At 37.0% G+C, this 26,664-nt stretch carries 20 protein-coding genes; 15 read left to right on the forward strand and 5 right to left on the reverse strand.

From position 1 onward, the window contains the following. Positions 1-40 precede the first annotated feature (40 nt). On the reverse strand, positions 41-1,579 hold the full coding sequence (locus MP477_RS11595) for a membrane-binding protein (RefSeq protein WP_257190552.1): 1,539 nt from the start codon (positions 1,577-1,579) through the stop codon (positions 41-43). 381 nt (positions 1,580-1,960) lie between these two features. Here MP477_RS11595 and MP477_RS11600 point away from each other — a divergent pair, with 381 nt between their 5' ends. Next, on the forward strand, positions 1,961-2,662 hold the full coding sequence (locus MP477_RS11600; protein WP_257190553.1) for a CoA transferase subunit A: 702 nt from the start codon (positions 1,961-1,963) through the stop codon (positions 2,660-2,662). A gap of 72 nt (positions 2,663-2,734) precedes the next feature. Here the strand turns inward: MP477_RS11600 and MP477_RS11605 are convergent, their stop codons facing one another. Next, positions 2,735-4,537, reverse strand: coding sequence for an ABC transporter ATP-binding protein (locus MP477_RS11605; RefSeq protein WP_230034360.1), 1,803 nt, complete (start codon positions 4,535-4,537; stop codon positions 2,735-2,737). 121 nt (positions 4,538-4,658) lie between these two features. On the opposite strand from MP477_RS11605, the gene MP477_RS11610 reads away from it, so the two are divergent. Continuing rightward, entirely contained in the window at positions 4,659-5,312 is a 654-nt protein-coding gene (locus tag MP477_RS11610; protein ID WP_257190554.1) for a CoA transferase subunit B, read from the forward strand. Positions 5,313-5,474: 162 nt separating this feature from the next. On the opposite strand, the gene MP477_RS11615 is transcribed toward MP477_RS11610, so the two are convergent. Beyond that, complete coding sequence (locus tag MP477_RS11615; RefSeq protein ID WP_257190555.1) at positions 5,475-6,290, reverse strand: DUF4197 domain-containing protein; 816 nt, start codon at positions 6,288-6,290, stop codon at positions 5,475-5,477. A gap of 230 nt (positions 6,291-6,520) precedes the next feature. Between MP477_RS11615 and MP477_RS11620 the strand changes: the two genes are divergently transcribed. The 9 genes from MP477_RS11620 to MP477_RS11660 all read left to right on the forward strand — a co-directional run bounded on the left by MP477_RS11620 (position 6,521) and on the right by MP477_RS11660 (position 17,330). Continuing rightward, entirely contained in the window at positions 6,521-8,788 is a 2,268-nt protein-coding gene (locus tag MP477_RS11620) for a glycoside hydrolase family 20 protein (protein WP_257190556.1), read from the forward strand. Between the two features lie 17 nt (positions 8,789-8,805). Continuing rightward, the gene (locus MP477_RS11625) at positions 8,806-9,444 is read left to right on the forward strand and encodes a Crp/Fnr family transcriptional regulator (RefSeq protein WP_257190557.1); all 639 of its coding nucleotides are present in this window, start codon (positions 8,806-8,808) and stop codon (positions 9,442-9,444) included. Positions 9,445-9,809: 365 nt separating this feature from the next. Continuing rightward, positions 9,810-10,373, forward strand: coding sequence for a YeeE/YedE family protein (locus MP477_RS11630; RefSeq protein WP_257190558.1), 564 nt, complete (start codon positions 9,810-9,812; stop codon positions 10,371-10,373). A gap of 79 nt (positions 10,374-10,452) precedes the next feature. Continuing rightward, positions 10,453-10,887: a YeeE/YedE family protein gene (locus MP477_RS11635; RefSeq protein WP_257190587.1), complete on the forward strand. Its 435-nt coding sequence runs from the start codon at positions 10,453-10,455 to the stop codon at positions 10,885-10,887. Positions 10,888-11,055: 168 nt separating this feature from the next. Further along, positions 11,056-12,051 (forward strand): isoaspartyl peptidase/L-asparaginase family protein, encoded by a 996-nt coding sequence (locus MP477_RS11640; protein WP_257190559.1) that lies wholly within the window; start codon positions 11,056-11,058, stop codon positions 12,049-12,051. Positions 12,052-12,302: 251 nt separating this feature from the next. Then, positions 12,303-12,866, forward strand: coding sequence for a hypothetical protein (locus MP477_RS11645; protein WP_230034382.1), 564 nt, complete (start codon positions 12,303-12,305; stop codon positions 12,864-12,866). A gap of 15 nt (positions 12,867-12,881) precedes the next feature. Beyond that, positions 12,882-13,544, forward strand: coding sequence for a copper homeostasis protein CutC (locus tag MP477_RS11650; RefSeq protein ID WP_257190560.1), 663 nt, complete (start codon positions 12,882-12,884; stop codon positions 13,542-13,544). A 131-nt stretch (positions 13,545-13,675) separates the two neighbouring features. Next, positions 13,676-16,147, forward strand: a complete 2,472-nt coding sequence (locus MP477_RS11655) for a glycoside hydrolase family 2 protein (protein ID WP_257190561.1) — start codon at positions 13,676-13,678, stop codon at positions 16,145-16,147. 274 nt (positions 16,148-16,421) lie between these two features. Next, positions 16,422-17,330, forward strand: a complete 909-nt coding sequence (locus MP477_RS11660) for an AEC family transporter (RefSeq protein WP_230034388.1) — start codon at positions 16,422-16,424, stop codon at positions 17,328-17,330. 11 nt (positions 17,331-17,341) lie between these two features. Here MP477_RS11660 and MP477_RS11665 read toward each other — a convergent pair whose 3' ends face one another. After that, positions 17,342-18,091 (reverse strand): sulfite exporter TauE/SafE family protein, encoded by a 750-nt coding sequence (locus tag MP477_RS11665; RefSeq protein ID WP_257190562.1) that lies wholly within the window; start codon positions 18,089-18,091, stop codon positions 17,342-17,344. Between the two features lie 103 nt (positions 18,092-18,194). On the opposite strand from MP477_RS11665, the gene priA reads away from it, so the two are divergent. The 3 genes from priA to MP477_RS11680 all read left to right on the forward strand — a co-directional run bounded on the left by priA (position 18,195) and on the right by MP477_RS11680 (position 24,286). After that, entirely contained in the window at positions 18,195-20,642 is a 2,448-nt protein-coding gene (priA, locus tag MP477_RS11670; RefSeq protein WP_257190563.1) for a primosomal protein N', read from the forward strand. A 160-nt stretch (positions 20,643-20,802) separates the two neighbouring features. Further along, a complete protein-coding gene (gene dacB, locus MP477_RS11675) occupies positions 20,803-22,272 on the forward strand; it encodes a D-alanyl-D-alanine carboxypeptidase/D-alanyl-D-alanine-endopeptidase (RefSeq protein WP_257190564.1) in 1,470 nt (489 codons plus the stop codon). Between the two features lie 82 nt (positions 22,273-22,354). Beyond that, positions 22,355-24,286: a M1 family aminopeptidase gene (locus MP477_RS11680; RefSeq protein WP_257190565.1), complete on the forward strand. Its 1,932-nt coding sequence runs from the start codon at positions 22,355-22,357 to the stop codon at positions 24,284-24,286. A 53-nt stretch (positions 24,287-24,339) separates the two neighbouring features. Here the strand turns inward: MP477_RS11680 and MP477_RS11685 are convergent, their stop codons facing one another. Next, positions 24,340-25,218 carry a cupin-like domain-containing protein gene (locus MP477_RS11685; protein WP_257190566.1) on the reverse strand — a complete coding sequence of 293 codons (879 nt, stop codon included), beginning with the start codon at positions 25,216-25,218 and terminating at the stop codon, positions 24,340-24,342. 159 nt (positions 25,219-25,377) lie between these two features. Here MP477_RS11685 and kbl point away from each other — a divergent pair, with 159 nt between their 5' ends. Further along, positions 25,378-26,574: a glycine C-acetyltransferase gene (gene kbl / locus MP477_RS11690; RefSeq protein WP_257190567.1), complete on the forward strand. Its 1,197-nt coding sequence runs from the start codon at positions 25,378-25,380 to the stop codon at positions 26,572-26,574. Positions 26,575-26,664 lie beyond the last annotated feature (90 nt).

Below are 26,664 nucleotides of genomic sequence, written 5' to 3' on the forward strand. Positions count from 1 at the left end.
AAATGAAGCTGCTTTTTGATATAATAAACTAATTGGTGTTTTATTCAACATCTGGGTGTAAATACTCTTCGAGAATAAAAGTTTGATTATCCGTAGCAAAATAATTATCCCCGGTATCTGCCAGAATCTTAGTATCCTGAAGAAGTTTTCCTTCCGGGCTGTAAATTTTTAATAAGATCCATTTTCCGCTGCGCTCAAGCTCCCTTGCTCCGCTTGCTAATTTGAATTTGATTTTTCCGCTCTGAAGAATGCCGGCTTTTACAGAAGCTTTATTGGCAGGTTTCCCTTTTACATACTGTACAACTTGTGCTGTAAAGCTGTAATCATCGTCTCCATCTTCACTTAATGGTTGGCTATAAGTGTACAAAATAGCTCCTTTATCATCATAAACGGTTGCATCGTAAGCATCCTGTTTAGAGTTTAATTTCTTTTCAGATTTCAGCTTTTTCTCCTCATAATATACCTTACTGCTAACTAAAACAGCATCTTTATACAGCTTTTCGGTAAGCCCATCGTAGGAAGTTCCGTTAAAAGGCAAATCATCTTTATACGTTAACGTGGATTTTAATTTTCCATCCGGCGAATAATATTTAATTTCCTGGGTAGAACCGTCATTTAGGGATGTTTCTGTAGAAAGCTTCCCGTTTTCGTCAAATATCTTATTAAGTGTGGTGAGTCCGTTTTTATAAACATCAACAGTTGAAATAGAGCTGTAATCATAGCTAAACTGATAGTCTTCACCATCCATTGGTTTATAGGTATCATTTTCTTTATCATATTGATAGATTAAATGGGCTATTTTTTTTCCGGATTCATCATATGTGGTTTTATAACCGTCTTTTTTATTTCTCTTTTGCTCCTGCAGAATTTTTCCATTTTTTCCATAGATAACGCCTTCTTTTATGCTGCCGTCACCTTTATATTTTTCAATTTTGGAAACCCTCATTGGATTATAGTAATATTCTACCTGAGTACTTTCGCTGCCGGACTCAGAGGTTGCGCTGCCAATATATTTACCTTTTTCACCATAATATTTATTTTCATAGCCCCCATTCTTATTGATAATGGATTCAGATCTGATGCCTTTGATATCTTCGTCATAAATAATCGTTTGGGTTGGTGTAGAGTTTTCATATAGAGTGAGAGAGTTGTAGTAGTACTCACTTTCCGGGTCTTTATAGCTAAAGGATTTTCCACTGAACGTACCGTCAGCTTTATATACTACATCTTCTATCAGTTTACCGCTGGCATCATAGGATTGAGAAGGGCCTGCCTGCCTGCCGTTAGAATAGGTGACGAAGTTCATGACTTTTCCTTCAGGAGTATACCAGGTCACTTTTCCTTCAAAAATTTCACTGCCTGGAGTGGTATCAGAGGCAAGACCCTCCATTTGCAGCGTTCCGTTTTTATAAAAATCTTTGATGAGTGTAAGTTTGCCTTTCGGATATGCTTCACGGTAATATTCCATATTAGCCTGGGTGGTTTTTTCCCAGTTTTCATCAAAATAAGTTTTTTCCTGTGCATATACGTTGATGCTGAGTACTAAGGCAAGTAATGCTGAAGTAAATAATTTTTTCATGCTTTTTTATTAAGTTTATAGTTGATGTCTTGATTAGTGGGCTTGCGTATTGAAAATAGATAACCTTAAAAGGTTGAAAAGGATCGTAAAGGCAGTAAGCTGCCAGGAAATAATTTTAGATTGAAGTTGTGTCTACATAAATTACATACGAAGTATAAGATATAATATTTCTGAATTTACAGCTTCAAATATAAATCAATTTGATGAGAAATATGAAAAAAATGAACAGGTCTGTTCGTTTTTATTGATAAATATTTGATTATAATGGTTTTAAATATTAAAAAATGCTATTGAAAAAAAACAGGATTTCAGTATCATTTCCAATCATCATATATATGGGAAAATTTATTAAATTTAGCCAACAGAAAAATCTAATATTTCATGATAGATAAAAGAGTAAAAAATGCAAAGGAAGCCATCGACGGAATTAAAGATGGAATGACACTGATGCTTGGCGGATTTGGGCTTTGTGGTATCCCTGAAAACTCAATCAATGCTTTGGTAGAAAGTGATGTAAAGGAGCTGACTTGTATTTCAAACAATGCAGGAGTAGATGATTTCGGATTAGGATTATTGCTTCATAAAAGACAGATTAAAAAAATGATCTCTTCTTATGTAGGCGAAAATGCTGAATTTGAAAGACAGATGCTTTCAGGTGAATTGGATGTGGAGCTTACGCCGCAGGGCACTTTAGCAGAAAAATGCAGAGCAGCTCAGGCCGGAATTCCAGCTTTTTATACGCCGGCAGGCTATGGTACTGAAATAGCAGAAGGGAAGGAGGTAAAGGAATTTAGCGGAAAACCTCATATTCTGGAACATGCTTATGATGCAGACTTTTCTATTGTAAAAGCATGGAAGGGTGATCATGCCGGCAACCTTATCTTTAAGGGATCTGCCAGAAACTTTAACCATCCTATGGCAGGAGCCGCTAAAATCACCATTGCTGAAGTAGAAGAATTGGTGGAACCGGGAGAGCTGGATCCTAATCAGATTCACATTCCGGGAATCATGATCCAGAGAATTTTCCAGGGAGAAAAATTTGAAAAGAGAATAGAGCAGAGAACAGTGAGAACTAAAGAATAATTTCTGATTCTATTTCTATTGACCATAAAAAAAACAAAGCGCTGAATGTAATGTATTTTCAGCGCTTTGTTTTTATGCTTGTGAAATAAGCGTTTTCCTTTCTCCGATTTGTTGCCGCCACATGGCATAGTACAACCCTTTTTCAGAAATTAAATTCTCATGAGATCCTGTTTCCACGATTTGCCCACGTTCAAGAACATAAATTCTGTCTGCATGCATGATCGTACTTAAACGGTGAGCAATGAGAACAGTAATTTGTTCCTTTTGTTTTGAAATATCTTTTATCGTAGAAGTTATTTCTTCCTCCGTAATACTGTCCAATGCTGAAGTGGCTTCATCAAATATCAATAGATGAGGTTTTCTTAAAAGTGCTCTGGCAATTGCAATCCTTTGTTTTTCACCACCACTCAGCTTCAGTCCTCCTTCTCCAATTACGGTTTCTATACCTTTTTCTGCCCTTTCCAGCAATGCGGTACAGCTGGATTTTTGCAAAGCTGCGGCCAGCTCAGATTCTGTAGCTTTCGGATTGACAAAAAGAAGATTTTCTTTAATGGTTCCTGCAAAAAGCTGAGTGTCCTGCGTTACAAAACCAATCTGATTTCTCAGTTCGTCAAAATCAAATTCTTTTCCATTGATCGTATTATAAAAGATATTTCCTTCCTGAGGCCTGTAAAGTCCCACCAGTAATTTGACCAATGTACTTTTCCCGGAACCGCTTGGCCCCACAAAAGCAATGGTTTCTCCATTTTTAACATCAAAAGAAATATTATTCAGGGCCTTATATTGTGCAGATTGATGCTTGAAAGATACATGCTTAAACTCCAATTCTTCAATAGCGCCAATTTGTTTAGGGTGAAGAGGCTTTTCTTCCACGTCTTTCTTCATTAAATTGTCAAAATTGAAGAGAGAAGCTTCAGCTTCACGGTAAGAAATAATGATATTCCCGATTTCCTGCATCGGCCCGAAAATGAAAAAACCATAAAACATCAGAGACAGATATTGCCCGGGAGTGACAACGTTTTTAAAAATTAAAAATAATAAGGTCAATGTGATCAGCTGTTGAAGAAAATTGACCATCGTTCCCTGTATAAAGCTTAAAGAACGGATACTTTTAACCTTTCTGAGCTCAAGCCCTAAAATTTTGTAAGTATTATTGTTCAATCGGATCACTTCCTGATTGGTGAGTCCTAAGCTCTTTACAATTTCGATATTTCTTAAGCTTTCCGTTGTACTTCCCGCTAAAGCCGTAGTTTCAGAAACAATATTTTTCTGAATGCTTTTTATTCTCTTACTCAATAAATTGGTGATAAATGCGATCAGAAATATTCCGCAGATATATACCGGCATAATCGACCAGTGTAACCGGATTGCATACACAGAAACGAAAATAATACTGACTAAGATTCCAAAGAAAATATTGATGAAATTGGTGATGAATTTTACAGAATCTTCTCTTACTTTCGTTAAAATAGATAATGTTTCACCACTCCTTTGATCCTCAAATTCCTGATAAGGCAGGGCCATTGAATGTTTTAAACCATCTGTGAAGATTTTTGCCCCAAATTTCTGGGTGATAACACTTACCACATAATCCTGAAAAGCCTTGGCAATTCTGCTTACCATTGCTGTTCCTATAAGTAATCCTAAAAAATAAAAAGCACCATGGTAAACTGAAGTTCCATATAAATATTCATTCAGGTTTCTGGATAAGAGCTTTTCCTTATCAAAAAAATTAGGGTGAGTGACCAGCTGGTCCAGGATATTACCTGTAATTGCCGGAGCAAATAACGAGAAAACCTGGTTAATGGTTGCCAACAGCAAAGATATAATGATCAACCATTGGTAAGGTTTAAGGTATCTTAAAAGTATTTTCATTCTAGTAAATAATATTGCAAAATTAATGATATTATTTTAACTAACACTGTTAATTGTTAAGCGCAACAAACACCTTTTGTATTCAGTTGAAAATAATTAAATTGCAGTCTAAGTTTTTATTATGCTTACAAAAGAACAAATTGCCAAAAGAATTTCAAAAGAACTGAAAGATCGCTATTATGTAAACCTGGGAATAGGAATTCCTACATTGGTTGCCAACTATGTTCCGGATGGTATTTCCGTAGAATTCCAAAGTGAAAATGGAGTTTTGGGGATGGGACCTTTCCCTTTCGAAGGTGAGGAAGATGCAGATATCATCAATGCCGGAAAACAAACAATCACTATATTAGAAGGAGGTTCATTCTTCGATTCTGCATTCAGCTTCGGAATGATCCGTGGCCAGAAGGTAGATCTTACCATTCTTGGAGCGATGGAGGTTTCAGAGAACGGAGATATTGCCAACTGGAAAATTCCCGGGAAAATGGTAAAAGGAATGGGAGGAGCTATGGATTTAGTAGCTTCCGCCGAAAATATTATCGTAGCCATGATGCACGTCAACAAAGCTGGAGAAAGCAAAATCCTGAAAAAATGTACACTTCCACTGACAGGAGTAAACTGTGTAAAAAGAGTGGTTACTGAATTAGCCGTTTTGGATGTAACACCGGCAGGATTTAAATTGATAGAAAGGGCTCCTGGTGTTTCAGTAGAACATATTATAAAATCAACTGAAGCAGATTTGATCATTGAAGGAGAAATTCCTGAAATGCAATTCTAAATAAAAGCACCTTGCCACTGACAAGGTTTTTATACTTTTTAAATTGACTACATCAAATCTTCAATTTCAAGATAGAAGAAATTAAAGTCAAACAAAAAGACTGTCTCATAATGAAACAGTCTTTTTATATTGTAATGCTGAGGTTTGTATCAAGCTAATTTTTTATTTCCCATCCTGTGCTCCGAAAACTTTCTGCAAAATACTTGTAGTTCTCATTGCCGGAGTGTTTCGTATTCCACTTTCCTTCTGAGCCACCATTTTGAAAACCCCGTTGATGGTTTCCGTAGTCACATATTCATTAAGGTCAGTAGTTACAGCCTGTCCTGTGAAGGTATTATATTTTGAAATAAGGCTTTTCCATACTGTGTCTGCACCCACTTTTCCAAGAGAAGCTTTTACCTTAGGCTGAAAAGCCGTAAATAGCTGGCTCTGAGTTTTACCTTGAAGATAATTGGTTGCAGCATTATCAGTACTCAACAAAATATTTTTAGCATCTGTAATTGTCATGGAGGTAATTGCAGTGGCGAAAATAGGGGCAGCTTCCGTTACCGCATCTTCAGCAGCTCTGTTTAATAATTTTACTCCTTCATCAGCAAGACTTCCCATTCCCAGAGAACGCAATGTAGTATCTATTTTTCTTAATTTTTCAGGCATTAAAATTTTTACAGCTTCATTCTTGAAAAAACCATCAGTTAAAGCCAGTTTCTTTACTCCATCGGTCACTCCCATGCTTAAAGCTTCTTTTAATCCTGATGAAATCTGTGAGGAAGTGAGATTTCCTAGATTGGCTGTTGAAGTAGCGGGTATCTTCGTAGAAGTAGCAGGTGTGGTTGTGGCTGCAGAACCTTTTGTTTTTACAGGAGCATTCAGATCAACACCTGTTTTATCTTTCACTGTAGATTTTAAAATATCTAAAAGCTGAGCCTGTGTAGCAATTGAAAATAATAACCCGGCTGCTATAAAAATGTTTTTTTTCATCGTATTTTTTTTACAAATTTAAATGTTTAATTCCTTAATTGCTTACACTTATCAAAAAGTAAACCAGAAAAAAAACGAATTTTTTATTTTAAATGTTTAGGTAAGTTTTAAAAAATAATGTAAAAGAATGGAAGCAAAGAATTTCAAAAGCTTAAGCGCTATTTTAATAACTAAACAACTAAAGGCTTTTAGAAAAAAGTTATATTAGCTAAAACATTAATACATCTTCAATGAGAAATTTTATTCTTGTGCTTTCAGCTCTTTTTTCAACTGTTTTTTATACCCAGAAAAAGCCTAATTTAATTCCCTATCCCCAAACTGTAAACATAACAGAAGGGGAATTTATAATTCCTGAAACATTGGTATTGAATGACAAGCTTCCAAAAGAGGAAACAGACTATTTCAAAAAACGTCTCGGTTCACTGGTTAAATTTAAATACAGCAGTAAAACAGAAGGGGCCCACCTTACCCAGGCGCTGGTTCCACAACCAAAAATTCCTGTTACTACTGAAGATGTTAGAGAAAAATATACACTTACTATTTCTCCAAAAGGAATTTTTATCAGTTCCTATACAAAACAGGGATATTTTCTGGCGCTTCAGACATTGATTCAGCTTTTTGAAGAGCATAGAGAAGATAAAAAAATTCCAGCCTTAAGAATTGAAGATCAGCCTAAATTTGCATGGCGTGGAATGCATTTAGATGTATCACGACATTTTTTTACTGTTGATGAAGTAAAGCAATACATTGATTATCTGGCCATGTATAAATTGAATACTTTTCATTGGCATTTAACCGATGATCAGGGATGGAGAATTGAGATTAAAAAATATCCAAAGCTTACCCAGATAGGCTCTAAACGTAAAGAATCCATGATTGGTGCTTACGCTGATAATACCTTTGACGGAAAACCCTATGGACCTTATTTCTATACCCAGGAACAAATAAAAGAGGTGGTAAAATATGCACAGGAAAGACATATAACCGTTGTTCCGGAAATAGAAATGCCGGGACATGCATTGTCTGCATTGTCAGCTTATCCTGAATTGGCCTGTACAAAGGGACCTTTTGAATCAGCAACAAAATGGGGCGTTATGGACGATGTTTTCTGTCCTAAAGATGAAACATTCACATTTTTGGAGAATGTTTTAGATGAGGTGATCCGGCTGTTTCCTTCTCAGTATATTCATATTGGCGGTGATGAGTGTCCGAAAACAAGATGGAAAGAATGTGTCCACTGCCAGGAATTGATTAAGAAAAATAATTTAAAAGATGAACATGGCCTACAGAGCTATTTTATCCAGAGGATTGAAAAATATGTCAACAGCAAAGGCAGGAAGATCATCGGATGGGATGAGATTTTAGAAGGAGGATTAGCTCCTAATGCAGCGGTAATGAGTTGGACAGGAGTAAACGGAGGAATTGAAGCAGCAAAAGCAAAACATTTTGCAGTGATGACACCGGGAGCATACTGTTATTTTGACCATTATCAGGGAGATCCGCAATCAGAACCCAATGCTTTCGGAGGCTTTACTCCATTGGAAAAAGTGTATTCTTATAATCCTATTCCTGCAGAACTGAATGCAGAACAGGCAAAATATATATTGGGAGTTCAGGCTAATCTTTGGACGGAGTATATTACAGATTTTAAACAGGTACAGTATATGATATTCCCAAGATTAATGGCACTTTCAGAAGTAGGATGGGGAACATCTGATCCTAAAAACTACAAAGAATTTGAAAACAGAGTGATCAGCCAGTTTAAAGTCCTTGATAAGATGAATGTCAATTATGCGAAAAGTATTTACAATATTTCCGGAAAAATAGTTCCCGGTAATAACGGCATTACCTATGAATTATCCACTTCACAAGATCCAAAGGGAGTAAGATATACCTTAGATGGAACAGATCCGACGATCAATTCAAAAAATTACCAGGAGCCCATTTCAATTCCTAAGTCTATAACTGTCAAATCAGCTTATTTTGAAAATGGTCAATTGAAAAGTTCAATATCTTCACAACAGTTTACTATTTCAAAAACTACGGGAAAAAAAATAACTCTTGAAAATCAGCCGAGTGAAAATTATTCATTTGGTGGCGCTTCCACTTTGGTAGATGGAATTATAGGCAATGTAAAACAGCTTGGTAAAACATGGCTGGGCTTTGATGGGAAAGATGTGGTAGCAACCATAGATTTTGGACAGAAAACAGGTTTTTCAGAAGTTTATTTTAATACCCTTGAAAATAAAGGAAGCTGGATTCATCTCGCTAAATCGGCTAAAATTTTTGTTTCCGATGATAATAAGAATTTTAAGCTCATAAAAGAGATCGGAAAAGAAGAGATTCAAAATGCCAAAGGAAAAATAAAATTGAATGCAGGTTCTCAAAATGCAAAATACCTGAAGATGATCATAGAAAATGCAGGGATTATTCCGGCAGGAAACCCCGGAGCAGATTCCAAAGCATGGCTTTTTGTTGATGAAATTGGTGTAAATTAGCCAAAATTGAATTAACAATGCAGGAAAGTGTGCTTTCTTCAGAATTCTTATCATCACCGGATCTTGTAGAAAAGCTGTACCGGTTGGGAACAACGAAAAATTACAGTGAAGGAGATATTATTTTAGATGAAAATGCTTCCATTCGCGCTATTCCTATTGTAATGAAAGGAATGATCAAAGTGATCAGGACGGAAGAAGATAGCCGGGAAATCATGCTGTATTATATCAAATCCGGGGAAAGCTGTATCATGTCTTTCCTTGGGGGAATGCACAATGAGAAAAGTATTGTTAAAGCTGAGGTAGAGGAAGATGCAGAGATTCTTTTCCTGCCGGTAGATCAGGCCTCTCTGTTTATTAAAGAACATCCGGAGTGGTTAGATTATATTTTCAGACTTTATCATAAACGTTTTGAAGAGCTGCTGGATATCATCAATGCGATTGCTTTTAAAAAAGTAGATCAAAGATTACTGAATCTTCTCCGTAAGAAATCTGAAATTACCGGTTCTGAAAAGATCATTACAACTCATGAACAGCTTGCCAACGAACTGGGAACAGCCAGGGTAGTGGTATCAAGACTTCTTAAACAACTAGAAGAAGAGGGAACAGTAAAGTTGGGCAGAAACAAAATCCTTCTTCTGAAAAAAGACAATTTGTAGCAAAAATCCAAGTTAATAAAAAGTACTCACATCCCTCTCCACCAGAGAGGTATCGCAAATTCAAAGAATTTTTGACGGGGTGGTTATATCCATGAATCTTAACTCTAACGTATTGTTCGGCTTCCTTCCTAGTAATGGCTTATTTTACCATTTGTATCTCTATTCATCTTTATGTAACAAAAGTAACTGTTTAAAAAATTAGAAAGCATGAAATTTGTATCAAACAAACTGAAAAAGAAGCTGTGATAAAGTTGAGTAGAGTAGTTTTAGATCAGTTTTAGTTTTTTTAGAAGGTTTAAAGCCTGGTAAAAGGTGATTTTGTGTGTCAGACTAAAGTTTAAATAAATTAGATTAAAAAAATAAAGATGTTGGAGATTATAAAAGAACCGTGGCCCTGGTATATTGCTGGTCCGTTGATTGGGCTTACCGTTCCCGCTTTACTGATCATGGGAAATAAATCCTTCGGGATAAGCTCTTCGCTGAGGCATATATGTGCTGCCTGTATACCGGCCAATGTGAGCTTTTTCAAATACGACTGGAGAAAAGAGGCCTGGAATCTGTTTTTTGTACTGGGAATTTTCTTCGGAGGTTTAATTGCCGCCAATTTTTTAATGAATCCTGCAGAAATAACCGTTAATTCCCATCTGAAAACAGAATTGGCCGGATATGGAATTACAGATTATAGCAACCTTGTTCCCGAACAGCTGATGAATTTTCAAAGCTTATTTACCCTGAGAGGCTTTGTCATGATGGTGGTAGGTGGATTTTTGGTAGGATTCGGAACCAGATATGCAGGAGGATGTACCAGTGGACATGCTATTATGGGGCTTTCCAATTTACAGTGGCCGTCTTTAGTCGCTACCATCTGCTTTATGATAGGTGGATTTTTAATGGCCAATCTGATTCTGCCGGTAATCCTTTCTCTATAAGTCTAATTTTAGAAACAGAATTAAAATGAGAAAAAAAATAGGGAAAAATAATTATAGAGGTGATGTGAAAAATATCAATATGAATGACAATGAATATAAATGGTATTATAACCTGAAATATCTTATAGCAGGAATAGTATTCGGAATTATTTTTGTGAAGGCCGAAGTGATCAGTTGGTTCAGAATACAGGAAATGTTTCGCCTGCAGTCTTTCCATATGTACGGAATTATTGGAAGTGCTGTTCTGGTGGGAATCATTTCAGTATGGCTGATCAAAAAAATGAATATAAAAACAATTGACGGAGAGACTATTACACTGTCCCCTAAAAAATTTAATAAAGGCCAGGTCTACGGAGGGGTGATTTTCGGTTTTGGATGGGCGATTACGGGGGCGTGTCCCGGGCCACTCTTTGCTCAGATAGGAACAGGGGCTGTAGCCGTATCCGTTACCCTTTTAAGTGCCATTGCAGGAACATGGGTATATGGATATTTCAGAGATAAACTTCCACATTGATACCAAATCAACTTTATTTTACACTGTATTTTCCAAATGAGTTTGAATAAGTCCATTACAAAGGTAAAGATAATAAAAATAATAGACGAAGCTCTTGTTACACCATTTCGAGGGTGTCATTGAAGTTTTTTTTAGATATTTGCGTTGTATTATATAATTTTGAATACAATGAACAATAACCGAAGAAGTTTTATCAAAAAACTGGGGATCGCAACAGCTGCACTTGCGGTAAATCCTTTAGACTTAATGGCTAGTGAATTACCGGAAAATACCAAAGCGGTAAACAAACCTATTGTCCTTTCTACTTGGAATTTTGGTCTAAAAGCCAACGAAGAAGCCTGGACTGTTCTTGGGAAAGGAGGAAAAGCTTTAGATGCGGTTGAAAAAGGAGTTCGTCTTGTAGAGCTGGATCCTAAAGAAAGAAGTGTAGGCTATGGTGGCCGCCCGGACAGGGATGGTAGAGTAACGCTTGATGCCTGTATTATGGACGAAAATTATAATATCGGTTCAGTAGCCTGCCTGGAACATGTTAAAAATCCTATTTCTGTGGCCAGAGCGGTAATGGAAAAGACCCCTCACGTAATGCTGGTAGGAGATGGAGCCCTGCAGTTTGCCCTTTCACAAGGTTTTAAAAAAGAAAATCTTCTTACTCCTGAATCAGAAAAAGAATGGAAAGAATGGCTTAAAACCAGCCAGTATAAACCTATTGCCAATATTGAAAATCATGATACGATCGGAATGATAGCCCTGGATGCACAGGGAAACCTTTCCGGAGCCTGTACTACCAGCGGAATGGCCTTCAAAATGCATGGAAGAGTAGGGGATTCTCCAATTATCGGAGCCGGGTTATTTGTAGATAATGAAGTAGGGGCAGCAACAGCAACCGGTCATGGCGAAGAAGTGATCAGAACGGTGGGAACACACCTTGTGGTTGAGCTGATGAGACAGGGTAGAAATCCACAGGAAGCTTGTAAAGAAGCTGTAGAGAGAATTGTAAAGATCAATCAGAAAAGAAACAAAAATTTAAAAGATATTCAGGTGGGATTTATTGCCCTCAATAAGAAAGGAGAATACGGATCTTACTGTATTCAGGATGGATTTAACTTTGCGGTATATGACCAGAAAGGAAACCGTCTTGAGACCCCCGAATTTGCTTTGAAATAAATGAATTTGGAATATGCAAAGACACAAAAATTTTAAAATAGTAAGCTGTTTTTAAGTTGTAAGAGAAAATCAAATATGTTCAGCAAGAAGTATATTTTTCTCTACTAAACACTCATCAATTTTATCGGAGATAAAATCCTTGCGTCTTATAAACATACAAATGAACAAACTTTTGCGTCTTTGCGTATTCCAACAAATAAGTTACAGTTATATTGGCTTTAGCCAAAACAAAATATAGATTAAACAAAAATATGAAAAGAACGATTATCGCTTCCTTGTTTTTAATTATAGCATGTAAGGAAGAAAAGAAGGAGAATGTAATACAACCCGAGCCCCAGGTAAAAGAAGAGGTAGTTCAGGATGCAAAATCTAAGGTTAATGAAGACGTAGAAGCTCAAAAATGGTTGGAAAAAAGCATTGAAGATTATTTTAAAACTGATCTAAGTAACCAGGATAGGGAGATGCGGAAAATGACGACAGAAGATTATTACGATTATAAAACAGACGCCATGAATGTTGATATGGATGTGGATGGCAGTCTTACCGAAAAAGAGTTTCAAGATAAGTGGAGAAAGAAATTTGATGTTCAGAAGGCAGGAATTGGTGCAGGATTTCTAATAAGCGGACAAGACTGGGATGAAGTCAAAGTTTCAAGTTGTAAAATACTTGCAGAAAGTGAAAAAGACTTTTTGTTTGCTATTATTCTTTCGGATAAAAAACTCAAAGCTGAATATCCAATCAAGATTAATGTAATCAAAGAAAACGGTTCTTTTCTGATTGCGGATGTGCTGCAGGAAGAAACTAAGTTTAACTAGTAGATAAAAGTAAAAATGTCAAAAATAGAAATAGCATGTTTCAATCCGGAATCAGCAATAATTGCTTTTGAAAACGGAGCCGACAGAATAGAATTATGTGATGGTTTAAGTGAAGGTGGAACCACTCCTGATTTTCAGATAACCCAAAAACTTCGGGAGAAAATAAACATTCCGATTTTTGTGATGATCCGCCCCAGAGGAGGTGATTTTACCTACTCAGAAGCAGAATTTGAGCAAATGAAAAATGACCTGATCCACCTGAAATCTTTAAAAGTTGATGGTTTTGTTTTTGGTATTCTGGACGAAAATGATGAGGTGAATAGTGAGCAGAACAGCGCTTTGGTAGAATTGGCAGCACCACTTCCATGTACTTTTCACCGTGCTTTTGATAGAGCGAAAGACCTGGAAGAGTCTTTAGAAAAAGTAATAGAATGTGGTTTTACAACCATTCTCACTTCAGGTCAGAAACCTAATGTGTCGGAAGGAAAGGAAAACCTTAAAAAATTGGTAGAACTTTCCAATGGAAGAATAGAAATACTTGTAGGTGGGGGACTTCGTTCCTCAAATATTGAAGAAATACGGGCGTTGACCAATGCCGGTTATTTTCATTCTTCTGCAATTACTGATGGCGGTGCTTTTGCTAATGCCGATGAGGTTGTTGCTTTGAAGGCTAAGTAATTGTGGTAATATAAAGTTCGTTTTGCCATTCCGAACGTAGAGAGGAGTCCCAACCTATATCATGAGATTCCTTCGTTCCTCGGAATGATGACAAAATTACTACACATTTCTTAATGTAAATAAACTTATTGATGAATAAAACTATCTTTTTTGCTCTCTTTTTCATTCAGAATATTCTTTTTGCACAATCTTCAGCAAGAGATTTGTCTGCTGAGCAGTGGCAATTTAAAAACTCAAAAGATAAAAACTGGCTTTCGGCAAAGGTTCCCGGGACGGTTCATCTGGATCTGATGAATAACAAAATTATTCAGGATCCTTTCAAAGATGAGAATGAAAAAAAAGTACAGTGGATTGAGAATGAAGACTGGGATTACCAAACCATCTTTAGAGTTTCATCAAAAGAACTGGAATACCATAATATAGATTTGGTTTTTAATGGACTGGATACGTTTTCTGAAATTTATCTTAATGGGAAACTGTTGAAAAAAACGGATAATATGTTCAGGAAATGGGAAATTCCGGTGAAACAGAACTTGAAAAGTGGTGAGAATATATTGCAGGTTAAATTTAAATCAGCAGTCGCAACAGGAAAGACTTTGGCTCAGAAAGTTCCTTTTACAATGCCGGAATCACCAAGAAGTTTTGTCAGAAAAGCACAATATCAGTTTGGATGGGATTGGGGACCCAGGCTTGTCACTGCCGGAATATGGAAAGATGTGAAGCTTGCATTCTGGAATACAGCCAGATTGGTCCATGTGAAGATTGAGCAGAAAAGTTTGTCAGATAAAAATGCGGATCTCAATATTCATACCTTAATATTTGCCGATAAAGAGGGAGAATATACGGTGAATATTAATCATGACGCAAATACTGTACATTTAAAAAAAGGACAGAATAAGATCAGTATTCCTTACCCTATTCAAAATCCCAGACTTTGGCAGCCCAATGGCTGGGGAGAACCTTATTTATACAATATAGATATTACATTGCAGAAGGATTCAAAACTCTTGTCTGATGAAACCCATAAGATCGGTCTGAGAACAGTAGAACTGGTACAGGAAAAGGATGGAAAAGGGAAGTCTTTCTATTTTAAAGTTAATGGAAATCCACTGTATATAAAAGGGACAAACTGGATTCCTGCAGACAGCTTCTCTCCAAGAATTACCAAAGAAAAATACCAAAAACTGATCAGGGATTCCAAAGAAGCTCATATGAACATGATTCGTATCTGGGGAGGTGGAATCTATGAAGATGATGAATTTTACAAAGCTTGTGACGAAAACGGAATTTTAGTGTGGCAGGACTTTATGTTTGCAGGAAGCTTTTATCCGGCAGATGCAGAATTTTTAAACAATGTAAAAGAAGAAGTAAAAGATCAGGTCAACAGGCTTCAGAATCATCCGTCTATAGCTTTATGGTGCGGGAATAATGAAATTGACGAAGCCATTGTCAACTGGGGATATCAGAAGCAGTTTAAATATTCCAAAAACGATTCAGTACAGGTTTGGAAGGATTATAAAAAACTTTTTCATGACCTTATTCCAAGTACATTAAAAGAAAACCTTACAGCAGATAAAAATATCTATTGGCCAAGTTCTCCGTCAATCGGGTGGGGTCATAAGGAAAGCCTTACAGAAGGAGATTCTCATTACTGGGGTGTCTGGTGGGGCGAACAGCCTTTTGAAATTTACAATGAAAAAGTAGGACGTTTTATGTCTGAATATGGATTTCAGGGAATGCCCACGTTAGAAACTACAAAATCTATGTTTAGCGGAGTTCCGGATTTGAATTTGCAGAATTCAGCAATTAAGGCCCATGAAAAACATAGCCGGGGTTGGGAGATTATTAATGAATATATGCAGCGCGATTATAAAATTCCGACTGGTTTTGTAAAATATAATTATGTTTCTCAATTGCTGCAGGCTAGAGGAATGCAGATTGCTATTGATGCCCACCGCAGGGCAAGACCTTACAATATGGGAACTCTATACTGGCAGCTTAACGATTGCTGGCCGGTGGTTTCATGGTCTTCCATTGATTATCTGGGGAACTGGAAAGCATTTCATTACCAGGCAAAAAGAAGTTTTGAACCTACATTAATATCTGTTTCTGAAACAAAGGAAGCTTTTGATATTTATTTTGTCAGTGATTTACTTAATGATTTAGAAATCAGGTCAGGAGCAGAGCTGATGAACTTTGAGGGGAAAGTTCTTTGGTCTGTGGATGCCAAAGATCAGTTATTGGCTAATTCAAGTAAAAAGCAGTTGGAAATAAAAAAAGAAAACTTTTCAAAATTCGATTTGTCAAAGTCTGTTTTAAGGATTTATTTTGCAAACGGTTCAGTACAACAGGAGAAGCTGTTCTTTTTTAATAAACCAAAAGATATAAAACTTCTGAAGCCCACCATTACCGTTAAGAAAATATCATCTACCGAAATTGAACTGTCTACTGATGTCTTGGCAAAAGATGTTTATTTAATCGGAGATACTCATTTCAGTGATAACTATTTTGATCTGTTACCTAAAACGTCAAAGAGAATTATCCTTTCAAAACCTTTGGATACTATTGAAGTATTGAGCCTTTGGGAAGTGATGAGAGATTAAAAGATACTTACTCAGTTTTAAGTTAAAAGGATTGGCAGATAACCAGTCCTTTTTTTGTTTTTCATCCGATGATGAGGTGTGTATTTTAAACAATTTCCTGATCACTTATTCAATAAATGAAGCACAGCAACAGGATTCTTACTAAATAATCAACCTTATAGGTTTCCTAAACCCGTAAGGTTATAAAAATGAGAAATAATACTCAAAAAAATATAAGTTTTACCCTTCCAGCTCAAAAATCAGCCGTAAATTTGCGCCATATTTCGCTATTGTTATGATAAATTTTGTTCTGATTGCAGTATGCATTATTGCAGGAATGGTATTCAAAGCAACAAAATCTATCCACCCTGATGCCCATAAGGGAATCAATACCTGGATTCTTTATCTTGCTCTGCCGGCAGTTTCATTTAAATATCTTCCAAAAGTAAAATGGACGACAGAAATGCTGTTCCCAATTGTGGCGACTTTTCTTATTTCTGTTTTCTGTTTCTTTTTTATGATGTTCTACAGTAAAAGCAAAGGATATTCAAGGCGCTCCAGGAGTACCTTAGAACTGGCAAGCGGGTATAGCAATACTTCGTTTATCGGCTTTCCTTTGATTAGCGCCTTTTATGGAGAAGGACTCTTAAGCATTGCTATAATTTGTGATCAGACTATGTTTTTTGCCCTTTCAACACTGGGTATTATCGCTGCAGTGAAAGGAGGAAGCAGGTCAGGAAAGCTGAGTGCTCTGTTTATTTTAAAACGGTTAGTGACATTTCCACCATTAATAGGCTGTATTTCGGCGTTAATATTATCACAGTTTATAGATTTTACAGCAGCGGAACCTTTCTTTGATAAGCTGGCAGCTACAGTAAGTCCTTTAGCTTTGTTCTCAGTAGGATTGCAGCTAAAGTTTAACGGCTGGAAAAAATTGATTCCCCAGATGTCAATGTCTATGCTTTATAAATTGATTCTGGCACCGGCAATGGTCTTTGGATTGGCTTTACTGTTAGGAATAAAAGGAGATATAGCCAAAATTACCATATTTGAGGCTGCAATGCCTACACTGGTTACTTCAAGCATTATTGCAGAACAGTTCAGGCTGAATACAAAACTCACGAATCTTATTATCGGAGTCAGTATTGCTGTAGGCTTTTTTACTTCTGCATTCTGGTATGAGATGGCAGAACTGTTTTTTTAGATACGTGGTGTCTACATATAGGTTCTGATAAAGAAAACAGTGGTAATGATAAAATTAAAAATTACAATTCCGGTTCTTAACTTCAACGGATCAATTTTTTTTGTGAAATGTGCTCCAAAATAACCTCCTAAAATTGTTGCTGTCATCATGGTACAGGTTTCCGGCCAATATATTTTTCCTGCTGAAATAAATAAAATAACAGCAGCCGCATTTGCTATTCCTGTAAAAAGTGTTTTATTAGCATTAATCACTTTAATATCGGATAGTCCAAATAATGACCATATTGCCATCATCATAATTCCTACTGCTCCACCAAAATAACCACCATATATTCCTAAAATAAATTGAGCTCCTAATACCAGCCCGGAGCCAATATGTATTTTTTTTCTAAGCCAATTACCCATTTGTTTTCCAAAGGCAAAAGCAAGTGAACCCAATAAAAGAAGCCATGGAACAATTAAATTAAAACCTGCTGATGGAGTATATAAAAGCAGTATCCCACCTGCACACCCACCCAATAAAGTAAGGATAACCATTGCCTTTATTGAGATAGTAGGAAACGGCTTAATATATTCTCTGAATTTCCATGCGCTGGCCAGGCTGCCGGGAAACAACGCTACTGTACTTGATGCGTTGGCCTGAATGGGAGGAACTCCTGTATAAATAAAAGCAGGAAAAGTAATGAAAGACCCACCACCTGCCGCTGCATTAAGGGCTCCTGCTATAAGTCCGATTAAAAATAATAAAATATAGTTTTCCATGAAAAAGAATAGTAAATAAAGATAAAACAAAAAGAAATGAATCATTAATAAAAGATTGCAGTTCTCTGAAGAAAAATTTAATTTTACACTTTAAATATTTCCCTTGCAGTACGTCCAAATTGTTTTACCTCTGAATTTAAAAGGATCTTTCACATACAAAGTTCCGGAAGACCTGATGCCGGAAATCCAAATAGGAATGCGGGTTTTGGTGCCTTTTGGAGGAAAGAAAATTTATACGGGAATTGTGTTTGAACTTCATGATAGCGCACCGGAAAATTTTGTAGCAAAAGAAGTAATAAGTCTTCTGGATGATAAACCCATACTTCCGGAAGAGCAGGTCACGTTCTGGAATTGGCTTTCGGATTATTACTTATGCAGTTTAGGCGAAATCTATAGATTGGCTTTTCCTTCTTCTTTAAAGCTGGAAAGTGAAACGTATTTAAAATTAAAGCCTGGCGCTGTAGTAAACTTTGAAAATCTGGATGTTAATGAGATGTATCTTATCCAGGCATTGGAAGTACGCCAGCTTATCAATTTAACAGATATTGAAGCATTTATTCCCAAAAAAGATATTATCAAAACCATCAATTCACTGATTGATCTGCAGTATATTGAAATTGATGAGAAAATTGCTGAAAAATATAAAGCTAAGGAAGTTGCTTATGTAAGAATTAGCGGGGATGTTTTAAACAATCAAAACCTTACCGAAATCCTTTTAAAGCTTAATAAAGCTCCTAAGCAGAAAGATCTGTTCCTTCTTATTTTGGAGAAACAGACCGAACACCCTGACCTTCCTGTTAAAAAAGCTGAACTGTTTGAAGATGGCTATTTTGGAAGTTCTCATTTCAAAGCCCTGGCAGACAAGGGGCTGGTTGAGGAGTATTATATGCAAAAAGATAGAATTGAAAGCTATGAAGGAGAAATAGAGGAATTGGAAGAGCTTTCTGAACAGCAGAAGCTTGCGAAATCTGAAATAGATGAAGCTTTTGAAGAAGGGAAAAACGTCTTACTGCATGGGGTCACTTCATCAGGAAAAACCCATATTTATTTAGAGAAAATAGAGGAGTGTATCCAGAAAGATCAGAATGTATTATTTCTGCTTCCTGAAATTTCCCTGACCAAGCAGATTACCCAAAGATTAGAAAAAAAATACGGCAAGCAATTAGGGTTTTACCACCAAAAGCTGACTGATTTTGAAAGAGTGGAGGTTTGGAGACGGATCAGGCAAAATGATATCCGGATTCTTATTGGTACCCGGAATGCTTTATTTTTACCCTACCAGAATTTAGGGTTAATTGTAGTGGATGAAGAGCATGATTCTGCGTACAGACCCAGAGAAGTTACCCCTTATTTCAATGCTAAGGATGCCGCGTTAGTGCTGGGAGGTTTCTATGAAGCGGGAGTGATATTAGGCTCTGCCACCCCTTCCGTGGAAAGCTATTACCGCGCCAGAAAAGATAAAATGAAATACATTTTCCTCACTGAAAGGTTTGGGAATGTAAATCTTCCTGAATATGAGCTGATCAATTTTAAAGAAGCCCAGGACTCCAAAAAGGTTTCCGGAAATTTTTCCACAAGGCTTATTGACGAGATCAAAAGAACCGTAGATGAAAAAAATCAGGCTATTGTCCTTCACAACCGCCGGGGTTATGCCAATGTTGTGGAATGTGAGAGCTGTGGTTATGTAAACTATTGTTCCAACTGTGATGTGGTAATGACCTATCATAAAGCGGCCAATGAAATGAAATGTCATTATTGCGGCCAAAAAGCTTCAAAGCCTAAAACGTGCCCAAAATGTAATTCTGAAAATATGAATGAACGGGGAGTCGGTGTAGAGCAGATTCATGAGGAGGTTTCCAAATTATTCCCCGAGAATGAAGTGGATAGAATGGATGTGGATTCTATGCGTAAAAAGTTTGCCTATGAAAAGCTCTATGAAAAAATTGAAGAAGGTGAAACTGATATTGTAGTAGGAACGCAGATGATCTCCAAAGGGCTTGATTTTGATCATATAGAACTGGTGGCCATTCCCAAAGCCGATTCCTTGTTATATGTTCAGGACTTCAGAGCTGAAGAAAGAGCTTACCAGCTGATTACCCAGGTTTCAGGAAGGGCAGGAAGGGTTTCCGGAAAAGGAAAGATACTGATCCAGACCTATAATCCGGAGCACTCCGTATTTCAGCTGATCAAAATGAACAACCCTGCCAAAATCTATAAATATATCCTTACAGAACGGCAGAAATTCCATTATCCGCCTTTTACAAAGCTAATTATGATAGAGCTGAAACACAGAAGAGATGATAAAGCAGACCGTGCTTCTCAGTTTCTGGGATCTATCTTAAGAAAATACCTGCCTGAAGATTGTGTGTTAGGACCGGAAAGAGCCCAAATTGCAAGGCTGAATAATTTATACCAATTCCAGATTTTACTGAAACTTCCCCGTGGGAAAAACTATGAAAAGTTCAAGAGTATGGTTTTGATAAGTTTGAAAGAATTTGATGAAATTACTGCATATCAAAGCATTAAAAAAAGCATTTTTGTTGATTTTTAACAATTTTTAACAAACTTTAGCCTCTTTTATAACGGGAGGATGACCCGTTTTCTGACAATAATATTTACTTTTGGACGTTGATTAAGTGTTTGGCCGTTTTATTGAATGATATAATTAATCATTTTTTATAGCGTCGAAACTATAGAACAAAAAAAGATAGATGGTAAATTTCAGAAAATGTATTTCAAGTGCAGCGGTATTGGCTTCTGGTTTTTTCCTGGCTCAATCTACCGTTTCTACTGTTCTTTACTCACAGGCCTATGACAATCAGAAAAACAGTTTAAATCTGCCCTCACCCGTTAGCTCGGTGGTGGAGAAAACAGTTTTGTCGGCTAAAGAATTAGTAGATATTAATGTAAACACAATGATGGCGGATCCTGTGCTGAAAAATGCATCCTGGGGATTCGTAGTGTATGATCCGAAAACGAAGAAGGTAATCTCTTCGTACAACGAGAATACTCCATTAGTTCCGGCTTCTACCACGAAGCTGCTGACTACTGAAACAGCCTTAAGCTTACTTGGAGAGAACTACCGCTGGATGACCCAGCTTGAGTACTCAGGAGCTGTGGATGAAAATGGAGTGTTGAATGGCAATCTTTATATCATAGGAAGTGGTGACCCTTCTTTAGGAACCAATAAGGCAGGAGCCTGGTCTTACAGGGATATTATTTCAGATTTCGTAGGGGGTCTTTCACGTGAAGGGATTAAAAAGGTAAATGGTGATATTATTATTCAGACAGCGCTTTTCAAAGGCAATATTTCAATGCTTCCGGAAAATGTTGTATGGCTAGAGAACAATAATTATTATTTGCCTGTAGGTACAACCCGTGGAATAAATCCTGCTAACGAAAAGCTGATCGTAAAAAAGGCCAATTTCTCTCCCGAGAAGAAGTTTTTCTACGTTTCTCCTTATGCAAACCAGATGGTATATGCCGAAAAATATGAGGGAGAGGGTGTTTTAACAACAAAACTTCCTGATGCACCGGCTTATCTGGCCAATTCTTTCAGAACAACTTTAACAAAAAGCGGAATTCCTGTTACCGGAAAAGTTACTCCTAAAATGACAGATGCGGTTCCGGAAAGCAGAAAGATGATTTCAGCGTATAAATCGCCAACTTTAGGGGATATTATTTATTACACCAACCAGCACAGTGATAATTCATTAGCTGAGGCCCTGTTGAGAACTGTAGGGTTTCAGAAAATGGGAGATCAAACTTCAGATTCAGGAAGAATGGTAGTAACTGGTCATTTAAGAGATGCCGGTTTTGATATGAACGGTCTGAATTATATGGATGGCAGCGGACTTTCAAGAAGTAATAATGTAACTCCCATTTCTCAGGTTAAGTTTTTAACGTCTTTAATGGACGAAAAATACTATAAGTCTTACCTTACTTCACTGCCGGTAGGCGGACAGTCCGGAACATTGAAAAGGATGTTTATCGGGGGAGGAAACGGACAGGTATTCGCTAAAACAGGAACTTTAAATAAAGTAAAAACTTTAGCCGGTTACCTGAAAACGAATTCAGGAAAAACGTTGGTTTTCTCTTTAATGGTGAATAATTATTCAGGATCAGTAGATATGGTGAAGAAAAGAATGGAAAAAATTCTTGAACCGGCTCTGGACCTATAGAAAAATATTTTAATATTATAAAAGCCTTTTAATCAATGATTAAAAGGTTTTTTTTATATTTGAATCTTACAATATTGTACCTATGAGAAAATTTTACCTCCTGATGTTGGGATTCTTAGTGTCTCAGCCGTTTTATGGACAAAAGCATCATCAAAATACTGAGATGAAAGGGCTCATTGAGAAGGAAATGAAATCCTACACCAATAAGATGGCTGCAGGAAATATCAATCCCAATACCCTGAATTATGACCTTCAGTACCAAAGAATGGATGTTGTCCTGGATCCCGGTATTAATAGTATTGCAGGTTCAGTGACCTCTCATTTTAAGCCGAATCAGAATATGGGAAGCATATATTTTGATCTATCGAATGTTTTGACTGTTTCTCAGGTACAATATCACGGAACAAATCTTAGTTTCCAGCAGCTTCCCACAAAAGAAATAAAGATCAATTTTCCTTCCGCTCTTCCTGCTAATACCCTGGATTCACTTACCATTCACTATTCCGGAACTCCGGATCCTGTATACAGTACGGTTATGTTTGGAACTCAGGGAGCCAATATGCCCGCCATGTCTACTCTTAATGAGCCTTATGGTGCACAGGACTGGTTTCCTACAAAGCAGAGCCTGAATGATAAGATTGAACGTTTTGATTTTAAAATCAATACACCCCTACAATTTAGTGTCGCTGCCAATGGAAAGCTAATGTCTGAAACTCCTATTTTAAATGGAAGAAAACTTACATTCTGGAGAACCATGTACCCTACACCTGCCTATCTGATAGCATTGGGTATTACCAATTATGTAAAACTGAATGATACTATCGGAAACCCGCCGTTTCCTTTTGTGAATTACATATATCCGTCTACCAATGCAGACCCTAACAGTATGGCCGGCATTGAATGGACCAAGCAGATTATGAATACTTTTGAAACATATTTCGGTACCTATCCTTTCCGTAATGAGAAATATGGGCATATGGAATATCTCAATGGAGGAGGAATGGAGCATCAGACCATGTCGTCCATGAGTGGATGGAGTAAAACGCTGATTGCTCATGAACTTGCTCATCAGTGGTTTGGGGATAAAGTCACCTGCGGTGCATGGAATGATATCTGGCTGAATGAAGGTTTTGCTACTTTTGGAGAACATGTAGCCTACGAAAAACTGTTGATGTCGAATCCTGAATTCCTGAATTACTTATCAGGCCAGGTTAATTTCATAACAGGCAATGTTGGGGGAAGCGTAAATGTTCCTGATGCGAGTCTTTCCAGTGTAGGAAGAATATTTGACGGAAGGCTTAGCTATGCAAAAGGGGGATATGTTTTGAGAATGCTGAAATGGATTTTAGGTGATGATGCTTTTTATCAGGCGATTAAAGAGTATCATTCCAGACCCAATTTAGCTTATAATTATGTAAGAACATCAGACTTTAATGCCTCTCTGCTCCAGTCTACGGGAAAAGATTTTACGGAATTTTTTAACGATTGGATCTTTGGGGAAGGATATCCTACGTATGCCATTAAATGGAGACAGCTGGGAAATGAGCTTGTGTTTAATATCGACCAGACCCAGAGCCACTCTTCGGTAAGCTTTTTTGAGATGCCATTACCTATAAAAGTAACGGGAACGGGAGGGCAGGTAGCTTATTTTGTCCTGAACAATACTTCTAATAATCAATATTTATCTGAAACAGTAACTTTTCCGGTAGCAAGTGTGAAGTTTAATTATGAATACCAGATCCTTGAAAGAAATTCTACGGTAACGCAGGATAACACTCTGGGCGTTGCTTCTGTAGACAAAGAAAACTTTGGTTTGTATCCTAATCCTGCGAAAAATGAGCTTTATCTGAAAGGAATTACAAAAACAACAGATTTCTCCATTCATGCAATAGATGGAAAATTACTGAGAAAAGGGACCTATCAGCCTGGTAAAGCAATAGGGATTTCAGAATTGGTTCCGGGAGCCTATATCTTTACCGTTCAGGAGAAAAATATTAAATTTATCAAGCATTAATAGAGATGAGGAAAAGATTATACTATTTACTGATACTAAAAACAGAGAAGCTTTCAGATTTGAAAGCTTCTCTGTTTTCTGGCTGCTTTTGCTCCTCTTGTCTTCGCGATTTTTACTTTGTAGGTAAACCATTTTTCGTTAAAGAGAGTACGCATGATATTATCAAAATTCCTTGTCACAACTAAGTTTTTAAAGCCTCGCCATTTTTCAAGAAGACTGGAAGGAAGTGCTCTTATTGAAACAGAATAGCCTTCGGTATCATATTGTATATAATGCCACCATCCGGATGGGATATACAGGGTCTCTCCGGGATGTAAAACAGCTTCATAACCATTTAAATAGAGTAATGCAGGGTATTTTCTGTAATCCGGATCTTTAATATTGGCCAGGCTATGGAAATTATATGGCAGCTTATACATAAAGTCAGACTGTTCCCAGGGGAAAAGCCAAATTCTCTTGATTCCCTGGAATTGTGTAATGAAAACATGAGACATATCTATATCAATATGGTTTCTGGTCACAGAGCCTTCGCCTCCAAAAAACATAAAAGGCAGCCATTTTAATATCTTGCCTCCGGTGACATCATTATACATAATATCTTCTTTAAGCTCGGGTTTAACGGTCATTAAATTAAATAGAAAAAGACGGTGGTCCGTTGGCTCGGATTCTATAAGATTCAGGTATTCTGAAAAAGTAGTCTGTCCGATAGGGCTGCTTGCTACCCGATCTATAGAATCAAGCTCACTTCCATAGATATTCACCTTATTGTTACCTGCTATTTCCTTAAAATAATCATAGTTCCATTTTTTAAAGGCCGGGCTTTTGGGATCTGCGAAATCATCAAGAATAATGGGAATCCGCGGCTTCATATACTTATTGATAAAGATTCTTGAACTTATTTTCTTTGTTTTTTCTACCGGGATCAATCTCATATTCTCTAAATTTTAAACAAATATAAATATTATCCTAGTAAATTAGTAGACTAATACTGTTAAAACTGTTTTTTACCTCAGATTTTTAGAATAAAATTTATAAAAGGTTTTATTTTACGGCCTTTTTAGTAAATTAGCACATCTAAAAAATTACTAAAAATGATCTCTGAAAAATACCTTCAACATCTACAGAATGAACTTCAGAATATTGAGAATGACGGACTTTACAAAAAAGAAAGAATCATCACTTCTCAGCAGAGTGCGGAAATAGAAGCTAATGGAAAAAAGCTTTTAAACTTCTGTGCAAATAATTATTTGGGACTATCCAACGATCCGCAAGTGATGAAAGCTTCACAGGATATGATTGAATCTCATGGCTATGGAATGTCGTCTGTACGTTTTATCTGTGGTACCCAGGATATTCACAAAGAATTGGAGAAAAAAATTGCAGATTTCTTAGGTCTTGAAGATACCATCCTTTATGCTGCTGCTTTTGATGCTAATGGTGGTGTTTTTGAACCATTGTTTACCGAAGATGATGCTATTATTTCTGATGAACTGAACCATGCTTCTATTATCGACGGGGTCCGTCTTTGTAAAGCAGCAAGATACCGTTACAAAAACAATGATATGGCAGATCTTGAAGCTCAGCTGATTGCTGCTTCTGAGAAAAATCACCGTTTCAAAATCATCGTAACAGACGGAGTTTTCTCAATGGACGGTATTGTGGCAGACTTAAAAGGAGTTTGTGACCTTGCAGATAAGTATAATGCTTTGGTAATGGTTGACGATTCTCACGCTACAGGATTTATCGGAAAAACAGGCCGTGGAACTCATGAAGCTAACGAAGTAATGGGTAGGGTAGATATTATTACCTCTACATTAGGAAAAGCCCTTGGAGGTGCCTTAGGAGGATTTACTTCCGGTAAAAAAGAAATCATTGATATGCTGAGACAGCGTTCTCGTCCCTATTTATTCTCGAACTCACTAGCGCCAGGAATTGTGGGAGCAGCTTTGAAAGTACTGGATATGATTTCTGATGATACTTCACTTCGTGATAAAGTAATGGAAAATGCAGACTATTTCAGAACGGAAATGAAAGCAAAAGGCTTTGATATTCCTGATGGCGATGCTGCTATTGTTCCGGTAATGCTTTATGACGCTCCACTTGCTCAAAAAATGGCTGAAAAGCTAATGGATGAGGGGATTTATGTGATTGGATTCTTCTATCCGGTAGTACCGAAAGGAAAAGCCAGAATCAGAGTTCAGCTATCTGCAGCCCATACGAGAGAGCACCTTGATAAAGCAATTGTTGCTTTCGAAAAAGTAGGAAAAGAGCTGGAAGTGATCTCTTAATATTGGATTGGATCAGAGTAAAGAAAATATAATGTTCGGCTCGGGCAGCTTTGCTACCCCGAGCCGAACTATTTTTTATATAAATCTATT

Origin of the sequence: Chryseobacterium sp. WG23 (assembly GCF_024586575.1) — a bacterium.
GTDB lineage: Bacteria > Bacteroidota > Bacteroidia > Flavobacteriales > Weeksellaceae > Chryseobacterium.